Origin of the sequence: Brevundimonas sp. NPDC058933 (genome assembly GCF_049315965.1) — a bacterium.
Classification (GTDB): Bacteria; Pseudomonadota; Alphaproteobacteria; order Caulobacterales; family Caulobacteraceae; genus Brevundimonas.
In genome coordinates this window covers 66,726-92,519 of sequence record NZ_JBMOSL010000010.1, presented here as the reverse complement: position 1 = coordinate 92,519, position 25,794 = coordinate 66,726, and the positions used below count along the sequence as shown (strand labels likewise).

At 62.0% G+C, this 25,794-nt stretch carries 29 protein-coding genes; 6 read left to right on the top strand and 23 right to left on the bottom strand.

Annotated elements, in window-relative coordinates:
• Positions 1-28 precede the first annotated feature (28 nt).
• From ACOZBP_RS14570 to ACOZBP_RS14560, 3 genes are all read left to right on the top strand, one after another.
• On the top strand, positions 29-1,603 hold the full coding sequence (locus tag ACOZBP_RS14570) for an ATP-binding protein (protein WP_422677039.1): 1,575 nt from the start codon (positions 29-31) through the stop codon (positions 1,601-1,603).
• A gap of 90 nt (positions 1,604-1,693) precedes the next feature.
• On the top strand, positions 1,694-2,080 hold the full coding sequence (locus ACOZBP_RS14565) for a DUF72 domain-containing protein (RefSeq protein WP_422677038.1): 387 nt from the start codon (positions 1,694-1,696) through the stop codon (positions 2,078-2,080).
• On the top strand, positions 2,077-3,693 hold the full coding sequence (locus tag ACOZBP_RS14560) for a recombinase family protein (RefSeq protein WP_422677037.1): 1,617 nt from the start codon (positions 2,077-2,079) through the stop codon (positions 3,691-3,693). The genes ACOZBP_RS14565 and ACOZBP_RS14560 overlap by 4 nt, the downstream gene beginning before the upstream one ends.
• Here ACOZBP_RS14560 and ACOZBP_RS14555 read toward each other — a convergent pair.
• The 14 genes from ACOZBP_RS14555 to ACOZBP_RS14490 form a co-directional block, all read right to left on the bottom strand.
• Complete coding sequence (locus tag ACOZBP_RS14555; protein WP_422677036.1) at positions 3,690-4,589, bottom strand: tyrosine-type recombinase/integrase; 900 nt, start codon at positions 4,587-4,589, stop codon at positions 3,690-3,692. The two genes, ACOZBP_RS14560 and ACOZBP_RS14555, sit on opposite strands and share 4 nt — an antisense overlap.
• Entirely contained in the window at positions 4,586-5,059 is a 474-nt protein-coding gene (locus ACOZBP_RS14550) for a hypothetical protein (protein WP_422677035.1), read from the bottom strand. The genes ACOZBP_RS14555 and ACOZBP_RS14550 overlap by 4 nt, the downstream gene beginning before the upstream one ends.
• Positions 5,056-5,229: a hypothetical protein gene (locus tag ACOZBP_RS14545; protein ID WP_422677034.1), complete on the bottom strand. Its 174-nt coding sequence runs from the start codon at positions 5,227-5,229 to the stop codon at positions 5,056-5,058. The genes ACOZBP_RS14550 and ACOZBP_RS14545 overlap by 4 nt, the downstream gene beginning before the upstream one ends.
• A 54-nt stretch (positions 5,230-5,283) precedes the next feature.
• Positions 5,284-5,511, bottom strand: coding sequence for a hypothetical protein (locus ACOZBP_RS14540; protein ID WP_422677033.1), 228 nt, complete (start codon positions 5,509-5,511; stop codon positions 5,284-5,286).
• Positions 5,508-5,780, bottom strand: coding sequence for a hypothetical protein (locus ACOZBP_RS14535; RefSeq protein ID WP_422677032.1), 273 nt, complete (start codon positions 5,778-5,780; stop codon positions 5,508-5,510). The genes ACOZBP_RS14540 and ACOZBP_RS14535 overlap by 4 nt, the downstream gene beginning before the upstream one ends.
• Entirely contained in the window at positions 5,780-5,992 is a 213-nt protein-coding gene (locus ACOZBP_RS14530; protein ID WP_422677031.1) for a hypothetical protein, read from the bottom strand. The genes ACOZBP_RS14535 and ACOZBP_RS14530 overlap by 1 nt, the downstream gene beginning before the upstream one ends.
• The gene (locus tag ACOZBP_RS14525) at positions 5,989-6,303 is read right to left on the bottom strand and encodes a hypothetical protein (protein ID WP_422677030.1); all 315 of its coding nucleotides are present in this window, start codon (positions 6,301-6,303) and stop codon (positions 5,989-5,991) included. The genes ACOZBP_RS14530 and ACOZBP_RS14525 overlap by 4 nt, the downstream gene beginning before the upstream one ends.
• Complete coding sequence (locus tag ACOZBP_RS14520; RefSeq protein ID WP_422677029.1) at positions 6,300-6,890, bottom strand: hypothetical protein; 591 nt, start codon at positions 6,888-6,890, stop codon at positions 6,300-6,302. The genes ACOZBP_RS14525 and ACOZBP_RS14520 overlap by 4 nt, the downstream gene beginning before the upstream one ends.
• Complete coding sequence (locus tag ACOZBP_RS14515; RefSeq protein WP_422677028.1) at positions 6,854-7,066, bottom strand: hypothetical protein; 213 nt, start codon at positions 7,064-7,066, stop codon at positions 6,854-6,856. Before ACOZBP_RS14515 ends, ACOZBP_RS14520 begins: the two co-directional genes overlap by 37 nt.
• Positions 7,063-7,344, bottom strand: coding sequence for a hypothetical protein (locus ACOZBP_RS14510; RefSeq protein WP_422677027.1), 282 nt, complete (start codon positions 7,342-7,344; stop codon positions 7,063-7,065). Before ACOZBP_RS14510 ends, ACOZBP_RS14515 begins: the two co-directional genes overlap by 4 nt.
• Positions 7,344-7,847 (bottom strand): NUMOD4 motif-containing HNH endonuclease, encoded by a 504-nt coding sequence (locus tag ACOZBP_RS14505; RefSeq protein ID WP_422677026.1) that lies wholly within the window; start codon positions 7,845-7,847, stop codon positions 7,344-7,346. The genes ACOZBP_RS14510 and ACOZBP_RS14505 overlap by 1 nt, the downstream gene beginning before the upstream one ends.
• A gap of 382 nt (positions 7,848-8,229) precedes the next feature.
• A complete protein-coding gene (locus tag ACOZBP_RS14500) occupies positions 8,230-9,561 on the bottom strand; it encodes a hypothetical protein (RefSeq protein ID WP_422677025.1) in 1,332 nt (443 codons plus the stop codon).
• An 872-nt stretch (positions 9,562-10,433) separates the two neighbouring features.
• Positions 10,434-12,032: an ArdC family protein gene (locus tag ACOZBP_RS14495; RefSeq protein ID WP_422677024.1), complete on the bottom strand. Its 1,599-nt coding sequence runs from the start codon at positions 12,030-12,032 to the stop codon at positions 10,434-10,436.
• Positions 12,033-12,068: 36 nt separating this feature from the next.
• On the bottom strand, positions 12,069-12,254 hold the full coding sequence (locus ACOZBP_RS14490; RefSeq protein ID WP_422677023.1) for a hypothetical protein: 186 nt from the start codon (positions 12,252-12,254) through the stop codon (positions 12,069-12,071).
• Between the two features lie 464 nt (positions 12,255-12,718).
• Between ACOZBP_RS14490 and ACOZBP_RS14485 the strand changes: the two genes are divergently transcribed.
• Positions 12,719-13,099: a hypothetical protein gene (locus tag ACOZBP_RS14485; protein ID WP_422677022.1), complete on the top strand. Its 381-nt coding sequence runs from the start codon at positions 12,719-12,721 to the stop codon at positions 13,097-13,099.
• Positions 13,100-13,126: 27 nt separating this feature from the next.
• Here ACOZBP_RS14485 and ACOZBP_RS14480 read toward each other — a convergent pair whose 3' ends face one another.
• On the bottom strand, positions 13,127-13,969 hold the full coding sequence (locus ACOZBP_RS14480) for a DUF5677 domain-containing protein (protein WP_422677021.1): 843 nt from the start codon (positions 13,967-13,969) through the stop codon (positions 13,127-13,129).
• Positions 13,966-14,520 carry a hypothetical protein gene (locus ACOZBP_RS14475; RefSeq protein WP_422677020.1) on the bottom strand — a complete coding sequence of 185 codons (555 nt, stop codon included), beginning with the start codon at positions 14,518-14,520 and terminating at the stop codon, positions 13,966-13,968. Before ACOZBP_RS14475 ends, ACOZBP_RS14480 begins: the two co-directional genes overlap by 4 nt.
• Before the next feature lie 94 nt (positions 14,521-14,614).
• On the opposite strand from ACOZBP_RS14475, the gene ACOZBP_RS14470 reads away from it, so the two are divergent.
• Both ACOZBP_RS14470 and ACOZBP_RS14465 read left to right on the top strand, forming a co-directional pair.
• Complete coding sequence (locus ACOZBP_RS14470; protein ID WP_422677019.1) at positions 14,615-15,025, top strand: hypothetical protein; 411 nt, start codon at positions 14,615-14,617, stop codon at positions 15,023-15,025.
• Between the two features lie 216 nt (positions 15,026-15,241).
• Positions 15,242-17,110, top strand: a complete 1,869-nt coding sequence (locus ACOZBP_RS14465; RefSeq protein ID WP_422677018.1) for a DNA cytosine methyltransferase — start codon at positions 15,242-15,244, stop codon at positions 17,108-17,110.
• Here the strand turns inward: ACOZBP_RS14465 and terL are convergent.
• From terL to ACOZBP_RS14430, 7 genes are all read right to left on the bottom strand, one after another.
• The gene (terL, locus tag ACOZBP_RS14460) at positions 17,107-18,831 is read right to left on the bottom strand and encodes a phage terminase large subunit (protein ID WP_422677017.1); all 1,725 of its coding nucleotides are present in this window, start codon (positions 18,829-18,831) and stop codon (positions 17,107-17,109) included. The genes ACOZBP_RS14465 and terL overlap by 4 nt on opposite strands.
• Positions 18,832-18,933: 102 nt before the next feature.
• Entirely contained in the window at positions 18,934-19,212 is a 279-nt protein-coding gene (locus tag ACOZBP_RS14455) for a hypothetical protein (protein WP_422677016.1), read from the bottom strand.
• Complete coding sequence (locus ACOZBP_RS14450) at positions 19,209-19,436, bottom strand: hypothetical protein (RefSeq protein WP_422677015.1); 228 nt, start codon at positions 19,434-19,436, stop codon at positions 19,209-19,211. Before ACOZBP_RS14450 ends, ACOZBP_RS14455 begins: the two co-directional genes overlap by 4 nt.
• Before the next feature lie 25 nt (positions 19,437-19,461).
• Positions 19,462-19,926: a hypothetical protein gene (locus ACOZBP_RS14445; protein ID WP_422677014.1), complete on the bottom strand. Its 465-nt coding sequence runs from the start codon at positions 19,924-19,926 to the stop codon at positions 19,462-19,464.
• Positions 19,926-22,940, bottom strand: coding sequence for a tail fiber domain-containing protein (locus ACOZBP_RS14440; RefSeq protein ID WP_422677013.1), 3,015 nt, complete (start codon positions 22,938-22,940; stop codon positions 19,926-19,928). Before ACOZBP_RS14440 ends, ACOZBP_RS14445 begins: the two co-directional genes overlap by 1 nt.
• A 6-nt stretch (positions 22,941-22,946) precedes the next feature.
• Positions 22,947-23,168 carry a hypothetical protein gene (locus tag ACOZBP_RS14435; RefSeq protein ID WP_422677012.1) on the bottom strand — a complete coding sequence of 74 codons (222 nt, stop codon included), beginning with the start codon at positions 23,166-23,168 and terminating at the stop codon, positions 22,947-22,949.
• Positions 23,169-23,237: 69 nt separating this feature from the next.
• Positions 23,238-25,790, bottom strand: coding sequence for a phage tail fiber protein (locus tag ACOZBP_RS14430; RefSeq protein ID WP_422677011.1), 2,553 nt, complete (start codon positions 25,788-25,790; stop codon positions 23,238-23,240).
• Between the last annotated feature and the right edge of the window lie 4 nt (positions 25,791-25,794).

Below are 25,794 nucleotides of genomic sequence, written 5' to 3'. Positions count from 1 at the left end.
AAACGAGGCCTGTTCACAAGGATCGCTCATGACATTCGCCCCTGCCGCCGCCCCAGCCAAGACGGGACAGCCGCTTCCGGCGCGCGACATGACGGCCGATCTGACGACCTTCTTCGACGTGTCGCTGGACCTTCTCGTCATCCGCGATCTGGACGGATCGATCGTGCGGGTCAGCGCATCCTGGGCGGCGACCCTGGGTTACGATCCCGACGATCTGGTCGGCCTGGCCATACTGACCCTGGTCCATCCCGACGATCTGCCAGACACGCTGGGCAGCGTGGTCGAGGTGGAGACCCGACGCCCCGACGCCCCGGTCAAGGGCCACATCAACCGCTATCGCCACCGCGACGGCCACTACGTCACCCTGGAATGGCGCGCCCAGAGGTTTGGCGACCGCATCTACGCCGTGGCCCGCGACGTGACCGCCAAGATCGCCGCCGAACAGGCCCTGGTCGAAGCCAAGGCCGCCGCCGAAGCCGCCAACCGCGCCAAGTCCGACTTCCTGGCCAACATGAGCCACGAAATCCGCACCCCGCTGAACGGGGTGATCGGGATTGTCGACGCCCTGTCCCGTACGCCGCTGTCGCCGGATCAGGCCGAGATGGTCGGCTTGATCGCCACGTCCGGCGTGACGCTGGAGCGGCTGGTGTCGGACATGCTGGACGTGTCGCGGATCGAGGCGGGCAGGCTGGAGCTGGAACTGCGGCCCTTCGAACTGGACGAAGCCGTGGCCGCGACGCTGGAAACCCTGCGGATAAGGGCCGAGGCCAAGGGCCTGGCCTTCCACATCGAGCGCCCGCCCCATGTGAACGGGGCCTTTATCGGCGACAGCGTCCGCATCGGCCAGATTCTGGGCAACCTGGTGTCCAACGCCGTCAAGTTCACCGCTGAGGGCTCGGTCTCCGTCCGCTTCGCCCTGAGCGAGGACGACGGCGCGCCGACCCTGCTTTCGTTCGAAATCGAGGACACCGGCGTAGGCTTCGCCGCCGACCACGCCGCGCAACTGTTCCAGCGCTTCAGTCAGGCCGACAGCAGCATCACCCGGCGCTTCGGCGGCACGGGCCTGGGCCTGTCGATCTGCCGATCCCTGACCGAGATGATGGGAGGCCGGATCGAGGGCGCATCCACGCCTGGCGTCGGCAGCCGGTTCCGGGTCGAACTGCCCCTGCCCCGGTCGGAGGTCGCCACGCGGAACGAGGTTTCCATCGCGCCGAGCTTGTCGCGCCGGCTTCGGGTTCTGCTGGCCGAAGACCATCCGATCAACCAGCGCCTGGTCCAATTGATCCTGGCCGACCATGTCACCGACCTGGTGATCGTGGACGATGGGGCCCAGGCCGTGGCCGCTTTTGAAACCCGGTCCTTCGACGTGGTGCTGATGGACATGCAGATGCCGGGAATGGACGGACTGTCGGCCACCCGCGCCCTGCGGACGATCGAGGCGGCTCGCCCGACGATCGCCCGCACGCCGATCCTGATGCTGAGCGCCAACGCCATGGCCGAGCATCGCGACGACGCCCGCGCGGCCGGCGCTGACCTGCATCTGGCCAAGCCCGTCACCGCCCGCGATCTGCTCACCGCCCTGGCCATGCTGGTCCCCGCCTGAGAGCCCCGAGCTTGGCCGCCGCCGTTCCACAGGGAATAGGCTTTCCACGACAGTCGTTCCCTGCGATCAGAGACAGCGCAGGAGGACATCATGACCGGTGAGATCAGGATAGGCGTCGGCGGTTGGACCTTCGAGCCCTGGCGCGGCGTCTTCTATCCCGAGGGACTGACGCAGAAACGCGAGCTGGAGTTCGCCAGCCGGGCCCTGACCTCGATCGAGATCAACGGCACCTATTATTCCACCTTCAAGCCCGACAGCTGGATGAAGTGGCGCGACGAGACGCCCGACGACTTCGTCTTTGCGGTCAAGGCCAGCCGTTACTGCACCAACCGCAAGATCCTGTCCGAGGGGGCTGAGAGCTTCGACCGATTCCTGTCGCAGGGGCTGACCCTGCTGGGCGACAAGCTGGGGCCGATCAACTGGCAGTTCATACTTTGGGAGACTATTAAACAGCCTCGGCTATATGGTCTCTCATGACGGTCAAAGCCTATTCCTACCTACGCTTTTCCAGCGCGGCCCAGCGCGAGGGAGACTCGCTGCGGCGTCAGCTACAGGCAGCCAAGGATTGGGCGGCGACGCGACCGGATGTCGAACTGGACACCACGACGCGGGACTTGGGCGTCAGCGCCTACAAAGGCGAACACCGTGTCCGAGGCGCGCTCTCCAGCTTCCTGAAACGGATCGAGCAAGGCGACATCGCGCCCGGCTCCTACCTTCTCGTTGAAAGCTTCGACCGCCTCTCTCGCGAAACCGAAATGGTGGCGGTCAACCTGCTCACCAGCATCACCTTGGCGGGGATCAGGGTCGTCACCCTGACCGATGGTCACGAGTATCATGCCGGATCGGACGCCATGGACATCATGCGCGCGGTCATCGTCATGAGTCGGGCGCACAACGAGAACAAGGCGCGCGCTCAGAAACTCCGCGAGGCGTGGGCCGACAAGAAAAAGAGGGCGCGCGAGACAGGCGAAGTTCTGTCCCGGCGCGGCCCGGCGTGGACCAAGTTCGACGACCGGACCAAGCGGTTCAAGTTGATTGGGGAGCGGGCCGAGATCGTTCGCCGCATCTTTGAAGAGTGCAACGAGGGTTTGGGGATCACGGCTATCGCCAGCCGCCTCAACGCCGACAAGGTAGCGCCGTTCGTCAAAGGGTCGGATGGCTGGCATCAGGGCTACGTCCTGACGATCCTGCGCTCGCCGTCCGTCTGCGGCTACTATCAACCGACGCTCACCACAAACCGGCCGGGCCAGCGTATGGGTCGTGAGGCCGATGGCGACGTGATCGAGGACTACTACCCGCGCGTCATTGAGGACGCGACTTTCTACAAGGCTCAGGACATGATCGCCCGGCGCAACAAGCGCGGCGGGGGCAAAGGTCGTCGGGGCAAGACATTCGCCAATCTGCTGATCGGCTTAGGTCGGTGCGAGTCGTGCGGCGGAACCCTCATCCTTGGTTCGCGGGCGAACTCGTCGGCGGTGCGGCACTTCCGCTGCTATCACCAGAGCCGCAAGCACCGCTGTGACAACGCCACCCGATACCTCGCGACCGAAGTGGAAGAACGCCTGATGTTCTTCCTCATGCGAGCGAGGATGAACGAAAACCAGTCGGCTCCCGACGCTGCGGCGCTGACGGTCAAACTCGCCCAGATCGATGACGTGAAGCGTCGCATGGAAACGCTGCTCGATCAGCTTGAAGAGAGAGTTCCGGGCGTCGCGGAACGCCTCAAGGAGCGTCGCGTGGAGTTGACCGCCCTCGAACAGGAGGCGGCTGACCTCCGCATGTCGATTGAGCGGCGGACCAAGACACGGGGCGACGAGGCGATCCGCAACACCATCGAGTGGTTGAAGGTGGTCGAAGGCGAGGCGCCCGACGCGGAGGTCTACATGGCCCGCGCCAAGGCCAACGCCATGCTCAACGACCTGCTCGATTTCGTGATGCCAGCCGATGGGGGAATCTACATCGGCATGGGCGACAAGTTCCGCTGGATCGGTGAGGACATGATGACCTTCGATCTACCGATGCCCGAAGCCGAGACGATCACCGGCAAGGAATTGGCCGAGTATCGAGGGCCGCTGGAGTTCGCGGCTTAAGCGGCGATCCCGTCCACCATTTCGACCAGATCGTCGGCCGACAGGTGGCCGTATCGATCCGCCGTGATCTGGATCGAGGCATGACCCGCCAGCTTCGACACCATGGCGATTGGATAGCGCTTCATGGCCTTGGTCAGAGTGGTGTGGCGGGTGGTGTGGTAGCGCACGAGCGAGAAATCGTAGCCGCGCGCTGCCATGTCATCGCGAACGGCTTTCCACATCGCCCAGAGCGTCCAAGGCTCGAACGGAAACAGCGGGCCGTTGCCCGCCTGTAGGCGCAGCGACGGGAGCATAGCGACGATCTCGGCCGTGAGCGGGACGATTCGGGGTTTCTTGGTCTTGGTGGTGTAGCGTTCGAAGATCACGAAGTGCCGGGCGACACCATCGACGATCCTCCGTTCGATATGGCTCGGCCAGACCCGCAACGCTTCGCCCCGGCGACAGGCGGTGGCCAGCAGGAAGCGGATCAAGGCGTCGTAGCGGGTCCAGTCCCGCGCCGGTTCGGCCTCGCGCCGGGCGGCGATGACCTCGAACAGGGCCGCGACTTCCTCGTCCGAGATCACGCGCTCTTGGATGTTGTCGATGTCGAATGTGGGAAAGGTGGGCTTGGCGATCAGGACCGGCGAACCGTCGTCCTTGGTCATCTTGGTCGCGATGGTCAGGGCGTTGGACAGGGTGTCCAGCTTGCGCTTGACGGTCGCGGGCGCCGAGGGGCGCTTGCCGTAAGTTTCCAGATCACCGGCGAGCGTCTTGAGCCGCGTATAGTGCAGCGCGTCGATGTCCTCGTCGCCGATCAGCGCGTTCAGGTGCTTGATGTTGGTGCGGAGCGTCGCCTTGGCTCGCAGCCCGCGCCACTCGTGCAGTTCGCAGTAGCGGAGAAGTTCGCGGACCTTCACGGCTTGTCTTTCAGGTGTCGGGCGAGGCGCAACGCGACCTCAACGCCCTCGGGCGTCAGGCGCAGGAACTTCTGGCGCCGGTCGTCCTCGTTCTCTTCGACCTCGCACCAACCGAGATTATCCGGCTCTTTCTTCGTGGGCTTGAGGAAGATTTGGTAGCTGCGCCCGATGGACTGGCCGAGCAGATCGTCGCCGCTCTTGTCCTTGCCGACCTTGGCCCGGACTTCGGCGATGGTGACATCGTTTCCGAGGCTGACCGCCTCCGCGATCATGGCGAATACGAGCAGTTGGCGGATCGTGATGCGGTTCGGAAGTTCATAGGCGAGCATCTGGAGAGCCGCCGAGAACTGGCAGAACGTCCAAGCTTCGGTCTTGAGGGAGGGCATGGCTGATTCCTTCGGCGCAACTGCGCGCAAAGGATGCGTCGGATAAGCCTTCGCTTCAATGAACATATCGAGCGTGTCGGTCACGGCTTGGACCTCCGCTCATTCTCCAGACGCAGCCGTTCGAGATCGGTGACGCGCTCGAACCCGAACGGTCGCAGCGCGGCGCCGATCAGCTTGCCCGGCCACTTCCAGTCGCCGATGAGCCAGAACACGACGAAGACGAAGGCGCATTGCGCCATGAGTTGGAGAGACATGGATCAGTCCTAACAGATGTGTTCACGCAATGATGGCGCCGATGACTCTTTCTGTCAAACTGGTGGGCCATGGGTCAGGAAATAGGCTTCCAAGAACAGCGCCGCGTCGTCGCCGTCCTGTTCCATCTTGGCCAGATGGTTCTCCAGTTCGTGCAGCCGTGTCCGCGCGAGGCTGATCTCGTTGCGAGTCTTCATGGCCTCGGCATCGGCTCGCTTGAACAAGTCCATCATGATCGCGAGGCGGCGCGGCGTCAGTTCCTCGGGGGTGTAGGCGGGCTTCATTCCTCACCTCCGAACTCGTCGTAGAACATGCGGTAGACCACGGCGTCATGCTCGTCGGCGAACGTGATGACGCCGCTCCGGGCGATGCCGTCTGAGGTCCGCCTCGGCACGATGAGGATAGGTCCAGCGAGGCGACCGAACTTGTCCCGCGCCTCAAAAGCGTCCTCGGCGTATTCGAGATAGAACGACAGATCGCTTTCGAGACCTTGGTCCGCGAGGTATCTCTCGATGTAGGCTTTCCGTTGTGGGTTGTGGTCACAGCCGAACATCACGCCCCCTCCTGCCAGAACAGTTTGAAGAGGGTCGCGCGTTCGGGATCGGCCGAGATCGTGGCGAGGAAGATCGCGGCCTTGAGAGGATCGTCAAACATGCCGATGACCCGGTGCGGATCATGAGAGGCCGCGCCGCCGCATTCAGAGATTGCCGCCTTCCAAATCGCCAGCATAGTCGCATCAACGATGGGTGTGGTCAGGGCGATCATCCCGAAGCCTTCCCGGCCAGACACTCGATCAGACGGTCCACCAGTTGGTCGTTATGACCGCGAAGCGAGTAGGCGAACTCTTCCGAATGGTGGTGGTCGAGAACGACCTTCAGAGCCGCGCGCACCTTCTCCCGATCAAGGAAATGGTCGCGGAGGGCGGTGGCCAGACGGTCAGCGTCATAGTCGGTGTAATAGGCGTGGTCCGATCCTTCGGCGGTGATGGTCGAAGGGTTCAGTTCACGGTGGCGGATGCCCCGAATAGCGGAGGCGTTCAGAGCGTCCACCAGCACGGTCTTGAGATCGGCTGTCATTTGCCACCTCGCGACGTGTAGCCGGTGATGAAGTCGCCGCCGTTGATGATGAGAGCGGGCTTGGCGCTGATCTGGAACTCGGATTCCTGTGCGCCAGCTTCGAACGCCTCCGACTGGAACATCTTGAAGTTCACTTCGTCGGTTTCATTCTCGAACCAGACCTTGAAGCTCATGTAGCTGCTCGGCGTGTAGTGCTGCTCGTATTCGTCGTTCGGGTAAACGACGCGGGCGGACGGGGCTTGGTCTGCAATCCACGCGAGGATCGGCGCAGTCTCGGCCATGGTCCCATTCACACGGTAGGTAATCGGATCGGGGTAGATACGGGCGTTCATTTCATGCGCCCTTTCGTTGATAGGTGTTTTGAACCGTCCGAGGACGGCCGAGGTGCCAGTTTCCGCACTCCCGGCATTTGAAGGTGTTGAGGGTTCCGGCGTGACGTTTGGGTCCGCCGTGAACGCTCCGGCGAGCGTTGCTGATCGCCGTTCGGGCGCGGTTCGCGTCACGCTCGGAAGCGTAGGAAAGCTTGCCGCTGTAGTGGCAGGGCGGACGGTCAGACACCGGCTTTCACCGAAGGCTTCCAGAGCCATAGGTAGGCCACCGCAATAGGCAGAACCAACGGCCACAGGAAAAACGCGGCAGTCAGGACCGGCCCGACACTCTCGTCGGCGATAGGTTGCCCGGCCTGTCCCTGACGGATGGCTTGGACCACGGACAGGAAGAGGGTCAGCATCCCGAGGCCGAGATAGATCAGAGCTTCCTTCACAGGCGCCCCCGGATCATCGCCCAGAGTTGGTGCAGCAGCTCGGAGCGCTGAGCATCCCAATCGCGAAGGCGCTCCAGCTTGTCGCGGCGGTGGCGGGCATTGGCCGATGCAACGCGAGCGTCGAAGTCGGCGCGTGCTTGGTCGAACGCCTGTAGCGACGTGACCGGCTGACCTTTGTAGGTCAGGCAATGGCCCATCATCTGCGCTATGTAGACGGTGTGTTTGTCGTTGAAGAGGGCGACCCGAGCGGTGGCGAGTTCCATTTCGAGCGGCGACATCACGCCACCCTCGTGACGGTCCAAGAACCATCGTCGTTGGCGGCCTTCGGGATGCTGTAGGCGTGGCCCATGCGGCGACGGGCGGCCGACAGGGTGTGCAGGATGCTGGCTCGGCTGACCGGGTTGGACTGGAACGTCTCGCCTACATCCAAGCTGCGGAAGGGATAGGCCCGTGTGTTCCCGAACGTCGTCCCGAGGACGATGCTGTCGAGGATGTTGTCGGAGCGCGTGGTGTAGCGAAGGTTCGACGGGCGGTTGTCCGTCTTCACGCAGTTGCCGTGAGCTATATCCAAGCCTTCCGGGCGCGGCCCGTGGAAGGCTGCGGCGACCAAGCTATGAACCGTCCGCGAGATCGCAGGGCCGTTCACCGGCACGGTCACGAGGTGGTAGCCCAGAGGGTGGTCGTAAGGTTTGAGGACGTTGCCTCGCGGGCTGCGGATGCGCCCGAGGCTTGACGCCTCATAAGATGAGCCGGGAATCGGCTTCCAGATTTCAGTCTCCATTGTCTAATCCAAAAAAGGCCCCGCCGATGAGCAAGATCGGCAGGGCCTCTTTCTGGAAACGAACAAGCTGTTCAGGCATGGAGTGCGTTTCAAGCATTGACCCGACCCGCGACTTGCTCTCGCCGGAACGGTTGATGCTTGTATTTAGACTCCCAGCCCTGAGAGTTGTGTGCGGACTTAAATGACCGCCTCGACCTTCCGTTGCACGAGACAACGAAGGCAAGGCTTCTTGAGGCGGTCATTTTCCTCGATCAATGCGAGGCGTTCACGAAGTTCAAGTTCCCAGAGACGAAGCTGATAAAGTTCATCATTGATGGCTTCGGAAGTCAGTCTGACCCGGCGATAATATGTCATGAGATAATCCTTCAAATATGCGCGTATTCTACGCGGCCTTGCTTGGCGCTGCATTATTCTTTTGACGACGCCTTTGTTGAGCCAGACGATTGGCCTCACGTCTTTCCTCAACTGACATCCTCGCCGCTCCATTCTTCGGCGGGCGTCCGCCCCGGTTCACCGGCGCCAGCGTCAGACCGATGTCGTCATGCACGAGGTCAGCCGTCAGGCCGTAGTCGCTGGCCAGTTTGTCGGCGAACGTCTGGGCTTGAACCCGGTCGAAACATCGCAGTTCGACCGGCGCCGTGCTGGCCGGATCACGAAGCGAAGTCCGCATGAAAAACTGGTTGAGGTCGTAGGCTTCGCGGCTCGCCACGATGACATCAGCCTCAATCCCGAGCATGGCGTAGAACTTCCGTTCCATCGGCGATGGCTTGGCCGCGTAAATCGCAGACGCCTTGTGCCAAGACCGATAGGCGTTCGACCCGGCTTGCTTGGGCGTGACCCGCTTGCCCGTGATGTCTGCGCTGACCCTCGCTCCGGCGTTGACCGTCCAAAGGTGCAGCGGGTCCGTCTCCAGCGCCAGCCAGTCCCAGACCTTCGCCATGTCGGCGGCGTGAACCTCGCTCTTGAATCTGGATGACGCGGCGACGCGATCCTCGCTGACGTAGCGGACTGTCACCGGCCTGTCGGCCCAAGGGCGCGGCTCCCTAACCCGAAACCGCTGGAAGCGGACGGCAGGGTTCAACGACATCAGGTGATAGGCTTCCGATTGGTCGAAGGCGTCGGCAAGGAAGACGATCTCGCCGAACAATCCGGCCAGCTTGGTCACGTCCCACAAGCGCCACGATGACCACGGCCCCGCGTCGAGGTCAGACCATGCGGCCACGCTGACATGCGCCTCGCCAGCGATCACCCTTTGATGAAAGGTTCGCAGATCGTCGGGCAGTTCATGGGGCGACAATCCGCCAGCGAACCCGACAACAGACACCCCGTCCACGCCGGTCTGCGTGAGGGTGTAGAACCTCTCCAGCGCATGGCTCCAGAAGCGTCCGCCCGGATGGTCCTCGCGATCCAAGATGTTCGGGACTTCATCGACGATGATCGCATCCCAGAGTGCGTAGCCGCTCCAGTCGCGACATCGGATCATCCCGGCGTGAGTGACGATCACCACGCAATGCAGGTTGCCCGAGAGTTCGGCGCCCGCCTCTTGGATGCGGCGCCCGACGTTGCCGACGCCCTTGGGGTCATCGTCGCCCGTGATGGTCTCGATGTGGAGCGTCCGCCCCAACTGTTCGCAAAGCGCCAGCAGTTCAGCGCGACGCTGGCGAGCCATCTCCATACGATCCACGACGAAGACGTAGCGCCCCGGCGCCGTCATACGATCCAGCGCCCATGTAGTTTTACCGGCCCCGCATTGGTCGGCCGAATACAAAATGTCCAAAGCAAATCACCGTCACCAAAAGCTATGCGAGAGGGCGGGTGGTGACTTCCCTTCCGCCGGATAGCTACTCCCGGCGTCCCTCTCGTTGACTTAGTTATCCCTCGACAGGCGAGGTTAAGTCCATTTATTTCGGGCCTGTCATCAGCGCACTTACTTATAGAAGGTTTTGATGACACGACTCGATGTCATCTTGTCATCAGCGCACTTACTTATAAGAAGGTTTTGATGACACAACTTGCGCCGCGCTAAAGCGCGACGGCTTGCCAGTTCGATCACGCCTTCGCCGGAGCTACGGCTATCGAACTGGCGGCGCGTCCCTTCGGACTGGAGATCACGAGGGAAACCGGCTCTCCCCGTGAACCAATCAGGCAAAGCCACGCGGCAAGAGATCGACAGGCGTAGCTCCGGCGAAGCCGTCGTCGATCTCGCAGACGCAGCCGGAGCCGCAAGGCTTCGGCATCCATCCATAGGGATGTCATCAAAACCCATCCTCGTCGGAAAGATCAGCCCCCAAGTGTCACGCGGGAGCGTGGAGTAAATGCGCTGATGACAGGGCGAAGCCCGCCCCTAATGGGACGGGCCGAAGAGATCGCCTTGGGAACGATCCGGCGACGATGCGGGAGGCTCAACGCCGTGGGAGATCGTGAAGAGATCGGGAGGACGATTGCCGACACCGAACGCACAGGCTTGAGCCGCCGCGCCGTCCCATAGCTCGACGTAATCCCAAGCGCCCGGATCACGGTCGAACAAGGCTCGCGCCTCATCCGAGAGGGGCGACCAATTGGCCGCCCTCTTGATCCGCCGCGACATCAGAACGGAACCGCGCTGAACGCGGCCTCTTCGGGATAAGCCTCTTCCCAGCGCTCGGAATAGTCGTCGGCTTCCGGCTCGACATAGAGGCCGTCCGCATAGCGAGGCTTGCCCGCCAGTTCGCGCCGGATTGCTTCGAACATCAGGCCATGCGTGACGGGATGCGCGTTCTCGTCGCTATCCCAAGCCGGATTGGGCACGTCGTCGAAGAACCCGCGTTCCCAAGCGAGATCGCAAGCGTAATCCAGCGCCATGCCGGTCACGGCCACGAGGCGGCGCCGGAACGGCTTGTCGCGGTGCCATAGGTGAGCATCCATCGCGCGAAGCTCGCCGCCGTCGTCGCGCAGACCGCCCGCGCGAGACAGGAACTCCAGCAATGTCATCGGAGGCTTGGGCGCGGGCTGAAACTCGCGCACGGTGACAGTGATGGCCGGTTCTGGCGTCACTGGAGCCGCGACAGGCTCTTGCCGCTCCACGGCCCGGAAAACGGCCTTCCTGACGGCGCCGGAACGGGCGCGGATGCGCCCTCCCTTGAATGCCGTGAGCCTCGACAGGAACCCGGCCGCAACGCCAGCCGGAACGGGACCGGGCGAAGGCGCAACGGGAGGCGTCGGGTCTGTGTCGTCATCATTCTCGACATCGGCCGCAACGGGCGCGCTGGGTAGGCCAGACAGGTCGGGAAGGCAGATGACGCCAGCCGGAACGGAAGGCCGCTCCACGGGCTTAATTTCGGCCTTAGCGGCGAGGTCAAAGAGGAAGTCACAAGCAGCTTGAGCCTTGCTCGCGGCCGTGAAGATCGCGCGCTTGTCGGCTTTCAGCACCTTGAGCCATGACGCCAGATAGCTGGCGTGATCCTCGCGCGGTTCGGCCGCGATACCCAAGCGCGCCATGGCGAAGGCCGCGCCCATTTCCGCGATCAGTTCCTCAAAGGCATAAGCCTTGTCGCCGAACCGCTTGCCAAACTGGCGGTCAAGCCGGGCCTTGGCGCCGCTCCAATGCGTCAGTTCATGGGCGAGCGTCCCGTAATAGGCTTCCGGCTCATAGAAGGCTTCCAGCGGCGGCATTTGGACGTGATCGGATTTGGGCGAGAAGAACGCCTTAGCGCCGCCGTGGCGGATGTCGGCGCCAGTCCCAACCGCCCAAGCGTCAGCCGCTTTGATGCGTTCGGCCGTCTCGCCAACCGGCGGCGCCTCAAAGAACCGGGCGGGCAGATGGTCGATTTGCTCGACGTTGAAAACCGCATAGCCCTTGGCAAACAGGCGGGTTTCCTCTTCGCCGTCGTCACCCTCTTTGGCGTAGCTTCCCCAATAGATGACAGGCGTCGATTTCTCGCCCTTGCGGACGCATCCGCCTAACTCTTTGGCTTGCTTGAACGTCATCCAAGTGTGGTGACGATAGCCTTTCATTTCGGCCGCGCCCCAAAGCAGCGCCACGTTCAGGCCGCGATAGGCTTCGCCGTTCGCACGGGTTGGGATTGCCGGAAGGCCGCAAGCGCCCGCCTCCCATTGCGGCGCCCAAGGCTTCACCCCGGCCTCCAGCATGTTGATGACCGAGTCGGTGACGGTTTGGTAGATGTCAGTTTTGGCGGCAGTCGTCATTGTCAGCATCCTTTGCGTCAAAGCATATTTCAGGGGTTAGGCGACTTCGAAGTTCCAGCCGTGGACGGTGAGGGTTTCGCCGGTGTCGTCGCAGACCCCGACGAAGCTGGAGTCCAAGTCAGTTTCAGGCGCGATCCACACGTTCAGATCGACTTGCGAGCTTGTCAGTTCGACAAACCGCGTGAAGCCCTTGGCGGCGGCGTTCAGTTCGATTGCGGTCATTGAAGCTATCCTTTGCGTCAGCGCCTCTAATGACCCTGCTTAGAATCCCTATTCGAAGCGGTGTCAAGCGCATTCTTCGCGTCAAAGCATCTTTCTCCAAAAAGGCAGGGTCTAAATCTCACGGCCAAACACGCGCGCGAGCGTGATCGTCCGCCCAAGCGCTGGAGCGTCAGGCCCGACGATCCGTCGTCAGCCTCGATTGCCGGTTATGGTGGGAATGTTCTCTCGCAACATCAGCACGTTAGGCGCGACCATCGCGTGAGAATCAGTCAGGGCGCCCCGGCGCATCGCATGGAAGGGCCAGCGCTGGCGGGCCTCGACCCTCTCGACCATGGCGGCATACCCCCACCGGGGGGGTCGGCAGTTGCGGCACACGCTAATACCTGCTTCGGATACGCGACCCAAAATCTATCCGAGGTCTTCACGGTCGCGGAACGCTGTGCGACCGTCGCCTGATGATGCACATGCTCGCCGCCGCCCTGCTGATCACCAGCGCTCAGACCGCTCCCGAGATGGGGAGAGTTCAGATGTTACGGTCGCTCCACATCATTGCTTACGTCTCGCCGATGCTCTGCACAGGTGATGACGAGATTGCGGTCCAAACCTTTAACGTCAGCGGAGGCGCTCGGACCAATGTCCCGGCCGCAGACTTCGGTGAGCTTCAAATCACCATCACGGGGAAGACGGCGGACGGCGAGATCATCCGCGACCATCCGACGACAATCGAAGGCCGTTTGGCTCATGGCGAAGATTCAATCCGCTGCGTAACATCCGCCGCTCGCCGCGCAGGAGCTTCCGACTTCACGGTCGCCATCGACAGCGGATCATATCGGTTTGTCGATTAGAGCCGACGCTGCGACCGTTGCGGGTAGTTAGTCCAGCGCCCCGAAGGGCATGGCCTGACTACGCTTGTCGAACTCTACGGTGAGACCGTGGAGAACCTGTGCGTCACCGGCCTCCGTGATGTGAGCGAACGACAAAGCGCACAGGAGCATGGCGTGACAGTTGAAGGCCGCTTGTTGCGGAATCCCGTCGATGTCCGGTCCGAACTCGTGACCGAGGGTCTGATCGGGGAAGAGCTTGAGATAGTAGTCGGTCGATCTCACTGACGCATGGGCCGACGTTCCGCAGAGGACGCGGTAGAAGGTATAGAAGTCCCCACAGTCGCCAGCCTTGGCTAAAGCCTCCATACCCAGCTTCTTCACCGTGGTCTTATTCTTGGTCGCCCGGAGCTTCGTCAGCGCAGCGTTCACCGACGCGATCCGCTCGGGATTGTCGGCGTAGAGTTTCAGGTATCCTTCGTGTCGGCCGATAGCCGAGTGGATTTCGTCGATCTCGAAATGCTTGATCGCGGCCACGGGATGGTCGCGCAGATACGAGAGCCAGAACCCGGTTTCGTAGTTGGATCGCGCGAGCGTCCCGGCTTCGATCACCATGCCCCTTTCGAGCATGAGCATCGCGCCTTGGAAGCTGCTCAACGCCCGCGCCAGAAGGCGCACCGCAAGCGGCTCTTGCTCCATAGGAAGCTGACCTGCCGTGGTGATGGGATGCTCCTTCCACATCGTCATGGCCACGGTGTTCAGCCGCCGGGCGTAGTCAAACCACTCTGGATGGGCGGCGACGATGTTCGGAATGTAGTCGTGCAGCAGCGGCGACAGGAAGCCGTCGATGCTCATGTCGTCGGCGACGAAATTGTCAGTCGGAGCCGTTGTCATTGATGGGCTGCGATAGATTGCTCGATGGTTCGGACCAGAGCGGACACGCAGTCGGAATATTGCTGGGTGTGATCGTCGGACATGACGACTTCGAATGTCTGAGGCGACCGACCCTCGCCGAGAACGTAGCCGACCTTGAAGTGCCCTTCGACTGACGGCGACATCAGAGCCATCATCGTGGCTTCGCCGGTGGAGTCGAAGCCGAACAGCCTGAACCCTTGGGCCTCGCTGTCGATGGCAAATTTCTGATCGACCTTGTTCGTGGTGTAGCCGCTGATGATGTAGGCATCAGACGGTCCAATAGCGTCACCGTCCTGCGGCATAACTCCGACCTTAAGCACTCCGAATAGGCTGTTGCTATCCGAGAAATGGCTCAAAGACCACGACCCGGCGACGTGCACCGGGGTGCCGTTGAGGTAGTTGCTATCAACGAAGTAGTTGTCGAAGACGATCTCACAGGCCGACAGCGTGCCGTCCCAGAACTTCGGCTGCACCGTCACAGCGTCGGTCTGCAAACCGAATGCCGCCACGGCGGCCAATAACAACGACATCGAGTGTTCCCCCAACCTTGGCGGGAACGTATCTGACTGTCATACCAGCGACAACCGGGGGCGGGTGTGCGGGGGCTGCTGACTAAATATCAGCATGATCCTGAAACTTCTGACCGGCGGCATCGACCTGCCGAAACTCGCGCAACGAGTGAAAGACCTCGACCAAAATTACGAGCAGACCAACGCGGCGTTGGGCGATCACATCGCCAAGGCGAACACACGCATGACGACCATCGAGAATGTCGTCTCCAGCCGCGCCTTCGCCGAGGATGTCGAGACGCTTCGACTGAAGCTGAACCGCATCGGGTGGGAAGTCGAACGCCCGGAGGAAGGCTACTGCTCGACAATCGAAGGGAAGCAGACGTTGGGGACCGAGGTCGCCCAACTGAAAGCTTCGAACGCGATCCTCCATGCGAGCGTCGATGCGCTCACGAAGAAGGTCGAGGCTCTGACGGCTGCGAAGCTGGGCGAAGTGAAAGCCCGCAAGGCTCCGGCGAAGAAGTGACGGACCAGACCACCGGCGACGAAGATCGCGAGCCGGTCGAAGCTTAACTCCGGCGTTTTGGTTGACGGATTTCGATCTCGTGTAATCATGAAAGGGCGGTGGCCTCGTAGCTCGGCCTTTCGCCTAAAGCGCGGAAAAATATGAGCAAATATGCTCGACAATCGGGCGACCTATGGCAGCTTGATAGACATCTATCGCTGCTTAGGAGACGCCCACTTGACCCTGATTGCCCGCCTTTGGAAGGGCGACTGCCTCGACCTGATGGCCTCGATCCCTGACGGATCGGTGGACCTGATCGCGACCGATCTTCCTTACGGCGCGATGAAGTCAGGTTGGGACAAAGCGCTGCCGATGGACAGGCTGTGGGCCGAGTATCGGCGCATTTTGAAACCCGCCGGTTCTGTCGTCATGACGACGGCCGGGATGTTCACGGCTCGGCACATGATGGCCGCACCGGACCTCTACAAATACGGTCTGGTCTGGGCAAAATCGCGCGTGACTTGTCCGATGCAAGCGGCCTACCGTCCGATGTCGGCTCATGAAGACATCCTCGTCTTTTCCAAGGGCGGGATCGGCGTTCGTGCCAGCCGCCCAATGACCTACAACCCGCAAGGTTTGGTCCCGCTCGATCAGCCGAAGCCGCGCAAGGCGGTGGGGATCAGCGCGCTCTACGATAGTTACGCGGACCCGGAGCATCCGGTGGAATGGGAGCAGACCCACACCAACTATCCGCGCTCGGTCCAGCATTTCGCATCTGTCGGCAATCCGGTTCACAACACGCAGAAGCCTGTCGAACTGTTCGAATGGATCGTGCGGACCTACTCGAACCCCGGCGATGTGGTCCTCGACAACACGATGGGATCGGGGACCACGGGCGTCGCGGCGCTGGCGGCTGGTCGGAGCTTCATCGGGATCGAGCTTGAGCCGAGGTTCTACGAGGCGGCCGTCCAGCGCATCCGCGAAGCCGCCTCCGAGGTCTGCATCGAGACAACGGCGCCTCAGTCGATTGACGACAGGATCATGGAAGCCAAGCGCGCGGCGTTCCGGGCGTCGCTGCCCCCGGCCTCGAACGACACCGGTCTCCGCTTCGCGACGCTATGCAGCGGGATCGAATCAGTAGGTCAGGCTTGGGAGTCGCTGGGCTATCAGCCGGTATTCGTATCCGAGGTCGGGCGCGATCAGTGTAAGGTTCTGTCCCGCCATTACCCAACCGTCCCGAACGTCGGAGACATGACGTTGATCGACGGTCGTCAATGGCGCGGTCAGGTTGATGTCCTGTGGGCGTCTACGCCCTGCCAGTCGCATAGCCGGAATGGCAAACGGCAGGGCCTTTTGGACCCTCGTGGCAACCTGACCCTGACCGCTGTGAAGATCGCGGATGAGATCGCGGCGCCTGTGTTTGTTCTGGAGAACGTCACGGGCATCCTCAACGTCGATGATGGAGAAACTTTTGGAGCCTTGCTTGCTGAACTCGTTGGAGAAGATCAGCCGCTCGTCGCGGCAGGGCGCCGGTGGACGAACGCTGGTGTTGTGTGTGGACCCCGCCGCCGCGTCGCGTGGCGGACCTTCGACGCCCAATACGCGGGTCTGGCGCAACGACGCGAGCGTGTGTTCCTTGTGGCGTGTCCTCTCGACGGCCCCGATCCCCTCGCGATCATCTTTGAGCGCGGAAGTCCGGGCTACGATCAGGCGCAACTTCGCGAACTCCGCGCAGAAGAAACCCGACGCCTCGCTGCTGGCCGATCTCTGATGTGGTTCAACGGCGATCAGACCCCGAAGTGGGATGAAGATGTCGCGTTCACCCTCAAGGCGCACGGCGGTCAAAACAACCTTTCCGGGGTCATGATCGACGGCGAATGGCTGCGGCTCGGGCCTTTGGACCGCGAGCGCTTGATGGGACTGCCTGACGACTGGACCAAGGTCGCGGGCGTGTCCGACCGAAGCCGGAACAGCATGATCGGCAACGCCGTGGCCGTGCCGGATGCGCGTTGGTTGGGTGAGCGGATCAAGGACGCCCTCGCACCTCCATCCGTCGCTGCTTTGATGGACAGTGTGACCGTCACTCACTGTCGGCTCGCGGCCTAATGAATCCGCCGCCCAGCGCCGCGAACCCGGCTTGTTTTGTTCAATAGCGGGCTTATGGCCGTGCCTTCGAAGAAGCGTTTTTCGAACTCGCGATCCAGCTTCTTGCGATGCTCTGCCTCGGCTTGAGCCTCGTCCACGGCCATGTGCTGCTTCCAGTAGTCCACGGCCAAGGCCAGCACGTCGATCCGGTCGTCGTGCTTCAAGGCGCCCCGCTGGGCGGTCATGTGGGTCATCTGGAAAACACCGGACTTAACCCGGTCGGGCATGGCCAGATCGAGCTTCAGAACCTCGCGGTCGATCACGAGACGATGTTGCTTCATGACCGGCTCCAGCGCCCCGACGATCCGCTTCTCTTTCATGCCGGAGACCTTCACGCCCTCGACGCTGCACCGCCATTTGGTGGTGTGCTTGGCGAGGACGACAGGCGTCAGCAGACGGCGGAACATGCCATCCGAGAAGTTGTCTTCGACGATGACCGAACGGACTTCCTGTTCAGCCGCGATGGCCGCCAGCTTGGCGTGGGTTTCCGGCGAGCCGCCGTCTCCGGCTATGCCGCCCCACTTGGTGACGTAGACCTTGCCGTTGAGGAACTTGGTGACGACGAATGCCGTCTCGTCAGCCCCGCTCCCGGCCGGGTCGATGTGCATGACGGCGCCGGTGTAGTCGGCCCAATGCTCACTGACGTTCCATGGACCGTAGAACCTGTCGCCGGTGAAGCCGACGTTCGGGAGCATGGGGTCTTTGATCTGCTTGTCGTCTGACGAGGCGTAGGCCAGCGCGACGGGCGCCCGGCTCTTGTCTACGTTCATGACGATCAAGTCGCTCGTCTTCAAAGGGAAGCGCTCGGCGTCGGACAGGCTGGTGTCCAACATCATCTGCAACATGAACTCGGCCGCCGTGCCGTCCATTTCGCTTTCGAGCAGCTTGGCGTCGGTGAAGCGGTCAGGATCGGTGGGGGCGCCGCCCAGCAGCGAGAGGCCGGTCGGATCGCAGAGCGTCCCGCACTTCTCGATGTCGGCGCGGAGCATCGGTGCGAGGCTGTCGCCGTAGTTTGCCAGCTTCGCCTTGAGGGGATAGCGGGCGGGCCAGATGCGGATTTCGTATCCGCGTTTTGTGAGGTCGTTGTAGATCGACTCTTCGGTCTGCGGGGTGCCGAGATAGATGATCTCGGAGGTGTCGAGCGGCTTGATGATCTTGCCGAACTCGGACGTGGCGTGGCGCAGCTTGTCGCGCTGATCCTCGGTCGCAGAGTTCCGCTGGTTCTCAACGTCGTCGGCGATGATGATGTCGGCGCGGTTGCCCGCAAGCTGGCCGGTGATGCCGAGGCATTTCACGGAAGGCTGCTTGTTCGAAAGCGCGGGGCCAACGTCGAACGCCAGCGTGGAGGATCGCTGTTCGCGGCGCGGACGCAGTTCATCCCACAGACCGTCACCGGCCTCGTGGAAGATGATCGACTTGATGAGGTTGGCGTTGTCGGCGGCCCCGCTCTCACCTGCCGAGACGATCAGAACCGTCTTCTGCGGATCGAGCCACAGGCGCCAGACCGAGTAGGAACAGGTGATGAAGGACTTGCCGATGCCGCGCAGCGCTTCGATAGCGCGGCGGCTCGGGCCGCTCTCCAGATAGCGAGCGATGTCCTCTTGGATGCGGGTCGGCTTGGGGAGGCCGAGAACGAACTTCCAGACGTAGCGGACGAAGGCGATGAACGACTGTCGCAGCACATCGCGCAGCGACGGGGATTTGGGCTTCAGTTTCAGATGAGAGGTGCGCCAGCCCAGCCGCCCGCCGGTGAAGGCGAGCGGTCGGCGAGCGAGGGGCTTGGGTTATTGCGGCGTCAGGTTGTTCAGAATCTCGTCGTCGAGATCGAGGTCTCGGAGCTTCGATTCCAGATCGGCGACGCGCGACGATCCGACCGGCGCGCTGACGCCGTTGTCCTTGAGGAACTTGATCGCTTGCGACAGCAGTTGGGGCGAGATCGCAGCGCTGGGATCGTCAGGTTTGGATTCGGCGCGGAAGGATGCGCGGTCCAGTTCGTTTGACAGGAGCAGCGCGACGGCGGCGTGGAGTTGATCCATCGCCTTTTCAGAAGCGCGCCCGCTCATTTCAGCAGGTCCACGACAAAGCCGAGGATTCCGCCAGCGGCGGCGCCGAGACCGATGAGCCAGAACTTGGCGTTCTCCAGCCCGCGAACGCGCGTTTCGAGGCTGTCGTGCTTCTCCTGCAAGGTCTCCATGAACTTGATGTAGGTGCCAAGCTGGCCTTCGATCCGACCGAGGATCAGGACCAGCGCTGGGTCTGGATTGGATTGAGAGTTGGTGGGGTCCATTGGCCCTTTCGATTGTTGATGGGAGTTAGATGTCGCTGCCCGCCGTGTATTGGAAATCGAGCGCGGCTTCGAAGGTTTGGCCGCCAATGACGACCGAGACGTAGGCTTGACCTTGAGCTTGATAGGTCCAGCCATTGGATTGATAGGACGGACCCAAGAAGACCGCCGTGGCGCTTTCACCGAAGGTGTCGTTGCCCCACAGATAGGACGAGGGCGTAGCGTGAGGCGTGACCTGAACAGCAAACGTGACTCTGTCCTGATAGGTCTCGTTTGCCCCGCCAAAACCCGTTCGAACTTGCTCGTATCCGCTGATGTAGATGCGAATGCTTCGGGCTGATTTTCCCCAGAGATCGTTGGGGAGCATGATCGAGCCAGACTGGATGCCCGCGAGATCGCGGACGCGCTGGTCCGTCAGGGACAGTTCGCCCGTGATGCCGAGTTCGGCCTTGATGTCGTCGATGCTGATCGAGCCGGAAGAGGGGAGGGCCATTAGACCCTCCCGCTTTCCAGAGCCGCCACGCGAGCGTTGGTCTCCTTGAGAGCTTCCACGAGCAGCGCGACGACAGGACCGTATTCGACACCCTTCATACCGTCCGTGTCCTCGGTCACGAGGGTCGGGAGGACGGTCTCAAAGTCTTGAGCGATGAAGCCCATGCCCGCCGATCCGGTCTTCAACCAATCGAACGTCACGCCGGAGAGTGCTTCCACCTTGGCGGTAGCGTCCGTGATCGGCGCGATGTTTGTCTTGAGGCGCTTATCAGACTCGCCGACGACTGTGCCGCCCCGGATTTGACCGGGGGTGTAGATGCCCTTGTCGCCGTAGGCCCTGATCCACGAACTGTCGCTCATGTGCCAGCCGCCGCCGTAGGCTTCCCAATAGATGCCGCCGGAGCCGACGACTCGAACCCAGCAGTTGTTCCCAGTGTAGAACTGACCGCAGGTGTGAACGTCGCCGTTGTCGAGATTGATCTCCAACGGCCAGCCGCCGTTGACGGATTCCCAGCCTTCCGCAGCCACACCAGAGCCTCGTAGGACATAGAAGCGGTTGCTGTTGACGTGGACCATCGCCGAGCGGTGATCGCTGTCGATGAAGCGCATCGTGGGCGAGCCGCCATACAGGCCAAGGTCATTACCCCGAACGTGCAACGCGCCTTCGACGGATGCACCAAAGTCGGTCACTTTAAGCTTGGTCACCTTGGCTTTCTGGAGCCATAGTTCGTTGCCGTCCGACGAGAGACGATTAACGCCGAGATTGCCGAAGTTGCCCTTGTCGCCCTGTGTGCCGATATAGAGCCAAGCGTCCGCCCCCATGTATAGAGAGCGCGCAGCGACGTTCTTCCAATGGAAGGTCAGCGCAGGGGCATAGGCGTGACCGCCTTGTGTGTTGGCGACGCTTTGAACCTCTTGGATTTCGATGCCGCCGTTCCAGACATCGTTTGTCGCGGTCTGCGAGTAAGCGTGGAGGCGTCCCGTAAAGAAGCCGCCGCCGTCGCCATTTCGACGGACCACGGTGTAGGCTCCACCCTCCATGTTCGTATCAGTCCAGCTAACCTTGCTGGAGGGCGCGAAGTTATGGCCGGTCCACACAGGCTGGTCCCGCCAGCGAAAGTTGCCGCTGTGGTCGAGGATCAGGTCGGAACGGTCGTTCGTATTGCCATTCTTGAAAACCGTAATGCTGTAGGCGGGATTGTCATTGGACCCGCTGACGAAGGTATGAGCGCCGATCACCCCGCCTGAAGCCTGTCGGCGATATTCGAGGACCGTGTAGCCAGTCTCAGCGCGATCCCAGAGTCGGGTGTAGCTCGGGAGGTGAGTGTCTCCGTAAGCGTGAAGCTCTCTTTGCGTCGTCAGGTGACGGTCAAGGGAGATGTCGCCCGTCGCCAGTGACATGCGTAGCGGGCGCAAGCTGTTGAACTCGCCGTCTGCATCGTCCTTGTTGGTCAGCAGCCAGTAATAGTTGTCCGCATCCATGTGGTGCAGGAGGCCATAGTTCACCGCCGAACCTGCATTCGTTTTGAGGCGGATTTGACGACCGCCATTGGCGAAGACTTGGGCTGACTGGAACTCGTTATAGCCGTTCCTGACCGCTGGATTTCCGAGATTCGAATTATCCCACGGAGTGGCGCCCGCGAAAGTCGGACGACGGTTCATGGTGATGGTCTTCCAACCGTCCATATGAAGGTTGGATGTTGCGCTGCCATCGACGCCGTAGAGCAGCATGTCGCCCGGTCGCGTCGGATGATTTTTGCCGTGCAGGACGATAACGGCGCCGGTGTCGGTCCAGCCCTGACCGCCAGCCAAAACCCAAGCCGCCGAGTTGCTGTCCCGTCGAAGATACGGGTCTGCGCCGGTCATGGTCAGGCTGTCTTTGACGGTGATCCCGCCGTTGAAGGTCTGCGAGCCAGTCCACGAGTTCGCCCCCGCGAGGTTGCCCCTGTCGCTCAATGCAGCCAGTAAGCCGCTGACATTGGCGATGTCGCTTGGGAAGATGGTCGGCCGATCAGTGATAGTCGCCCACGCATGGGCGTGGCCGTTAAGGGACCGTGCGTCGAGAGCCGCTTGAAGGTCCGTCACATCAGCGATCCCGTGGCGGTGACCGACGTTGGATTTGCCGTCCAAAGCCGATTGCAGCCCGGCGACATTGGCGATGTTCGACGGAAAGAACGAAGGCTTGTCAGCGATGACAGACCATACGGGTGTCACGTCGCCTTGCTCTATGTAGTTGGTTTCGACGTTCTTGGCGCCGGAGCCGCTGTAAACCCAGCGGCGGCCGTCCATGGTCGCAACCAATGTTCCCGCCCCGATGTCGTTCTGCTGGCTGGCCGTGAGGTTGGCAATACCGCCGGTCGAAACGACTGGCGTCTGACCGACGAGAACTGGAATACGAGCCGGGTCGATCATGCCTTCCAGACGAGACGACGCGAGCGTGTCGGATTTCTTGTCGAATAGGTTGGGATCGAACGTCGCGGCCAAGGCTGCTGACGCTGCTGCATCCTCAGCGTCTTGAGCCGCTATCGCGGCGTTGTCCGCCACCTCTTCGGCAAGCTGCTCGACGACGGCGCGATCTTCCGATGAGCCTTCGCCCTTGGACTGCGCCAGTTCAGCCCAATAGCGAGCGTTCGCCTCGCTCGTGCCAGCGTGGTTGCGGTGTTCCTGCGCGAGGTTGCGCGCTTCCACGGCGGCGCCGCGAGCGGCTTCCGCCAAGACACGCTGCTCGTTGGCGCGATTGGCCGAACCATCAGCGGCTTGTTCAGATGCCTGCGCGGCCAGCATCGCGGCCACGGCTTGCGCGGCCGGGCCGGTAGCGGTGTCAGCGAGTTTGGCCGGTGCGGGCACGAGGATTTCACGGCCAGTCAAATCCACGAAGGGATAGAGGCCGTCATTGTTGGGTCCGCCATCGGCGGACCCGCCCAGCCAAGCAGCGAGATTGGTGTTCTGCTGCTTCGTCTTATCAAGAAGGTCTTGGACTTGCTGGGCGAGATTGGTGATCGTCAGCCCGCTCATCCAGACTTACTCCTTTTGGGGAGCCGGGGCGTCTTCGGCCTTGGCTGCTTCGGCGTCCTTAGCGATCTGGAAGCCGAGTTCGGCGCCTTGAATGGCGGCGCGAACATTCCCCAACGCGGCCTTCGTGGTTTCGACTTGGGACATGAGGTGGCCGAGCGAAGCGAGAAGCGCTTGCTCCTGTTGTGCAAGGCTCTGGTGCTGCTGAGCAGCCGATTGGTTCTGGGACATGCGTCTCCTGATGTTGTTGAAGGTCTTGTATTTAGACGAGCGACCGGCCCGTTAAGGCCGGTCACTTCGTCAGGTGATGACGGGCTGGTCTGTGCCGCCGCCGCCGCCGCCGGGCGGAACTTCACCGCCACCATCGCCGCCGCCGCTCGATCCGCCGCTCGATCCGCCGCTACCGACGCCCGAACCGGAGCCGGTGCCGCTGCCAAGGGAGGACGTGTTGTTCTTCATCTCGGTCAGCTTGCCGTAGCGAGCCGTCACCGTCTGAGTGGACATGCCCGAGGTGAAGTAGATTTGGACGTAGTAGTGCCAATTGCCGCCCTCACCCGGTCGGTCGAGGGTCTTCATGGGAAGCGAGCCTTGCCAAGTGTCGTTGGCCATGCCGCTACCGTTCAGTTGGACGGTCTGGATTACGGTTCCGCCGGTCTCTCCGCGCGAGCGAACAAGCTGCACGATGGCCGAGAACGATCCACTCGCATTGTGGGTGAAGGTTCCGTAGGCGTTGAAGTCCACGTCGATGGGGCTGTTGGCTTTCTCGACGTTGATCCAGACGCCATGGATGCGGGTCGGCGTCGTGTGGTTCAGCGTGATCGTGCCGCCGTTGTAAGCGACCTCAACGCCGGTGACGGTGTTATCGGTAAGCTTGGTGTTGTTGATCGTGCCGGTGACGAGAAGGTCGCCGAAAATCTCGACGTTCGAGTTGAAGCGAACCTTGTTCGAGACGACCGACATGACCTTGATTGGGGTGCCGCCGCCCGGCGCAACGAAACCAACTTCATCGGCGACGAACGAGAGCGAACCGAAGTAGCCGTTGTTCTGCGCGGTGATGCCGGTGATGTGGCCGTTCGAGTTCAGGGCCACGGTCCAGCGAGCGTTCAGACCATCAGTGACTTGATTGAGGGTCGTGATTGATGCCGTGTGACTCCCGACCGTGTTCTGGACGGTCTGGAGCGCTTGGGAGAGGGCGTTGTCAGCGCTGGCCCGAGCGGTCTGTTCCGAGACCACGGACGCCGAGACGTTGCCGATGGACGTGTCGATCCCCGAGAGGCGCGATCCGAGTGTCCAGCCCGGCCCGACTTCGACCTTGTTGAGGTCGAGGACGAATGCGGACTGGCCATTTCGAAAGGCTCCGAGGACGGCGAACTGCTGGGCGATGGCTCCAGCCAAGGTCGAGCGCGCCGTGGCTTCATTCTGGATTGCGGACGAGTTCTGACCCACCTGTGTCGCCAATGACTGGCGAGCTTGCGCCTCTGCCTGATCCGCTGCCGCGCGAGCGTTCGCTTCGTTTAGGACCGCCGCCGCGATGTCGCCCGCGATCTTGGTCGCGAGCGCCTGACGCGATGCCGCTTCGGCTGACACAGCGGTCGTGCGTGCCGTAACTTCGGCGGCGATGGCGGCGGTGTTGTCGTCGGTCTTCGCTCCGACGCTATCAATGCGCTGACCCAAAGATTGGTCGGCCGTGGCGCGAGTTGTCGCCTCACTGGTGACGAGCGCTTGAGCGTTCGTTCCGGCCGTCGCAACCAACTGGTTCAGACGTTGCGAGAACGATTCCGAAGGGGTGACGAGAACTTTCGACAGGTCGAGGATAAAGGCGGTGTTGTTGGCGTTCTTCGCGCCCAAAAGCGCGATGGTTTGGGCCAACGCCGAGTCCGCGTTCGAGCGCGCCGTTTGCTCTATCGTGATGCTGGCGTCGAACCCGTTGGCGCGGGTGACGAGCAGGTCGATCCGATCCGCCTGTGCCGAGATCGCGTCGGCGCGCGTCGTCGCTTCCGTGAGGATTTTGGCGGCGTTGTCGTTCGCCTTGGCGGTAATCGCCGTAAGGCGCTGGCCAAGGCTTTCGGTAGGTCCGACGCGGGTAGTGTCGAGGTTCAGGACGAAGGCGTTGTTAGCGCCATTCTTCGCGCCGATCAGGGCGAGGGTGGACGCGAGCGCAGTATCGCCCACGACACGCTGATCGGCCTCGTTCTGGATGATCGTGGCGAGGCCGGTGCCGTCCTCAAGGTTGGCCAGCGAGTCCACGAGATCGGTGATCGTCTGGACCCGAAGTTCGAGACCTTCCGTGCGCGCCGTTGTGTTGGCGATGATGGTGTCGAGGGTGTCTGTTTTGAACGCTTGATCGGCGAGGGCGAACGACTGTTCAAGGATGCGCTCGGCCGACAGGTCGATGCTGGCCAGCGCATCCCGAAAGCGGTTCAGGAGATCGTCGCCAAGCTCCGACGTGCGGAGCAATTCGTCCATGATCGCTTCAGGCGTGGTGACGACGCCGAGGTGATCTCCGAGGCGCACGATGGCGCGGTCGAGATTGTCGTTGAGGAAGTCGTCTTGCTCTTGCAGACGGTAGAGAAGTTGGCGAACGGCGGTGTTCAGTTCCTCTTTCGTGAGGGTGGCGCCGTTCTGGAATTCCACGAGCGCAGCGGAGATCGGCGTCTCGCGCCTGACCTTGAGGATGCTGTTCTCGACGGGCAGGTAGGTCAGCCGAATGCGGCTGTCGCTGATCCATTCGAAGGCCGTGAACGACCCGTTCAGCGTGACCTTGATGTGGGTCTTGTCGATGTAGGGGATGGCGAGGTCGAACTCGCGCTGGCCGCCCGTCACGACGTAGGTGACGCGGGTTTGGTAGCTCATTGAT

Bases quoted from the DNA above. Each gene is read 5' to 3' on its own strand.
- ACOZBP_RS14570 (WP_422677039.1), top strand. From the start codon at position 29: ATGACATTCGCCCCTGCCGCCGCCCCAGCCAAGACGGGACAGCCGCTT.
- ACOZBP_RS14565 (WP_422677038.1), top strand. From the start codon at position 1,694: ATGACCGGTGAGATCAGGATAGGCGTCGGCGGTTGGACCTTCGAGCCC.
- ACOZBP_RS14560 (WP_422677037.1), top strand. From the start codon at position 2,077: ATGACGGTCAAAGCCTATTCCTACCTACGCTTTTCCAGCGCGGCCCAG.
- ACOZBP_RS14545 (WP_422677034.1), bottom strand. From the start codon at position 5,229: ATGTCTCTCCAACTCATGGCGCAATGCGCCTTCGTCTTCGTCGTGTTC.
- ACOZBP_RS14540 (WP_422677033.1), bottom strand. From the start codon at position 5,511: ATGAAGCCCGCCTACACCCCCGAGGAACTGACGCCGCGCCGCCTCGCG.
- ACOZBP_RS14535 (WP_422677032.1), bottom strand. From the start codon at position 5,780: ATGTTCGGCTGTGACCACAACCCACAACGGAAAGCCTACATCGAGAGA.
- ACOZBP_RS14530 (WP_422677031.1), bottom strand. From the start codon at position 5,992: ATGATCGCCCTGACCACACCCATCGTTGATGCGACTATGCTGGCGATT.
- ACOZBP_RS14525 (WP_422677030.1), bottom strand. From the start codon at position 6,303: ATGACAGCCGATCTCAAGACCGTGCTGGTGGACGCTCTGAACGCCTCC.
- ACOZBP_RS14520 (WP_422677029.1), bottom strand. From the start codon at position 6,890: ATGGCTCTGGAAGCCTTCGGTGAAAGCCGGTGTCTGACCGTCCGCCCT.
- ACOZBP_RS14510 (WP_422677027.1), bottom strand. From the start codon at position 7,344: ATGTCGCCGCTCGAAATGGAACTCGCCACCGCTCGGGTCGCCCTCTTC.
- ACOZBP_RS14505 (WP_422677026.1), bottom strand. From the start codon at position 7,847: ATGGAGACTGAAATCTGGAAGCCGATTCCCGGCTCATCTTATGAGGCG.
- ACOZBP_RS14500 (WP_422677025.1), bottom strand. From the start codon at position 9,561: ATGACGGCGCCGGGGCGCTACGTCTTCGTCGTGGATCGTATGGAGATG.
- ACOZBP_RS14495 (WP_422677024.1), bottom strand. From the start codon at position 12,032: ATGACGACTGCCGCCAAAACTGACATCTACCAAACCGTCACCGACTCG.
- ACOZBP_RS14490 (WP_422677023.1), bottom strand. From the start codon at position 12,254: ATGACCGCAATCGAACTGAACGCCGCCGCCAAGGGCTTCACGCGGTTT.
- ACOZBP_RS14485 (WP_422677022.1), top strand. From the start codon at position 12,719: ATGCTCGCCGCCGCCCTGCTGATCACCAGCGCTCAGACCGCTCCCGAG.
- ACOZBP_RS14480 (WP_422677021.1), bottom strand. From the start codon at position 13,969: ATGACAACGGCTCCGACTGACAATTTCGTCGCCGACGACATGAGCATC.
- ACOZBP_RS14475 (WP_422677020.1), bottom strand. From the start codon at position 14,520: ATGTCGTTGTTATTGGCCGCCGTGGCGGCATTCGGTTTGCAGACCGAC.
- ACOZBP_RS14470 (WP_422677019.1), top strand. From the start codon at position 14,615: ATGATCCTGAAACTTCTGACCGGCGGCATCGACCTGCCGAAACTCGCG.
- ACOZBP_RS14455 (WP_422677016.1), bottom strand. From the start codon at position 19,212: ATGAGCGGGCGCGCTTCTGAAAAGGCGATGGATCAACTCCACGCCGCC.
- ACOZBP_RS14450 (WP_422677015.1), bottom strand. From the start codon at position 19,436: ATGGACCCCACCAACTCTCAATCCAATCCAGACCCAGCGCTGGTCCTG.
- ACOZBP_RS14445 (WP_422677014.1), bottom strand. From the start codon at position 19,926: ATGGCCCTCCCCTCTTCCGGCTCGATCAGCATCGACGACATCAAGGCC.
- ACOZBP_RS14440 (WP_422677013.1), bottom strand. From the start codon at position 22,940: ATGAGCGGGCTGACGATCACCAATCTCGCCCAGCAAGTCCAAGACCTT.
- ACOZBP_RS14435 (WP_422677012.1), bottom strand. From the start codon at position 23,168: ATGTCCCAGAACCAATCGGCTGCTCAGCAGCACCAGAGCCTTGCACAA.
- ACOZBP_RS14430 (WP_422677011.1), bottom strand. From the start codon at position 25,790: ATGAGCTACCAAACCCGCGTCACCTACGTCGTGACGGGCGGCCAGCGC.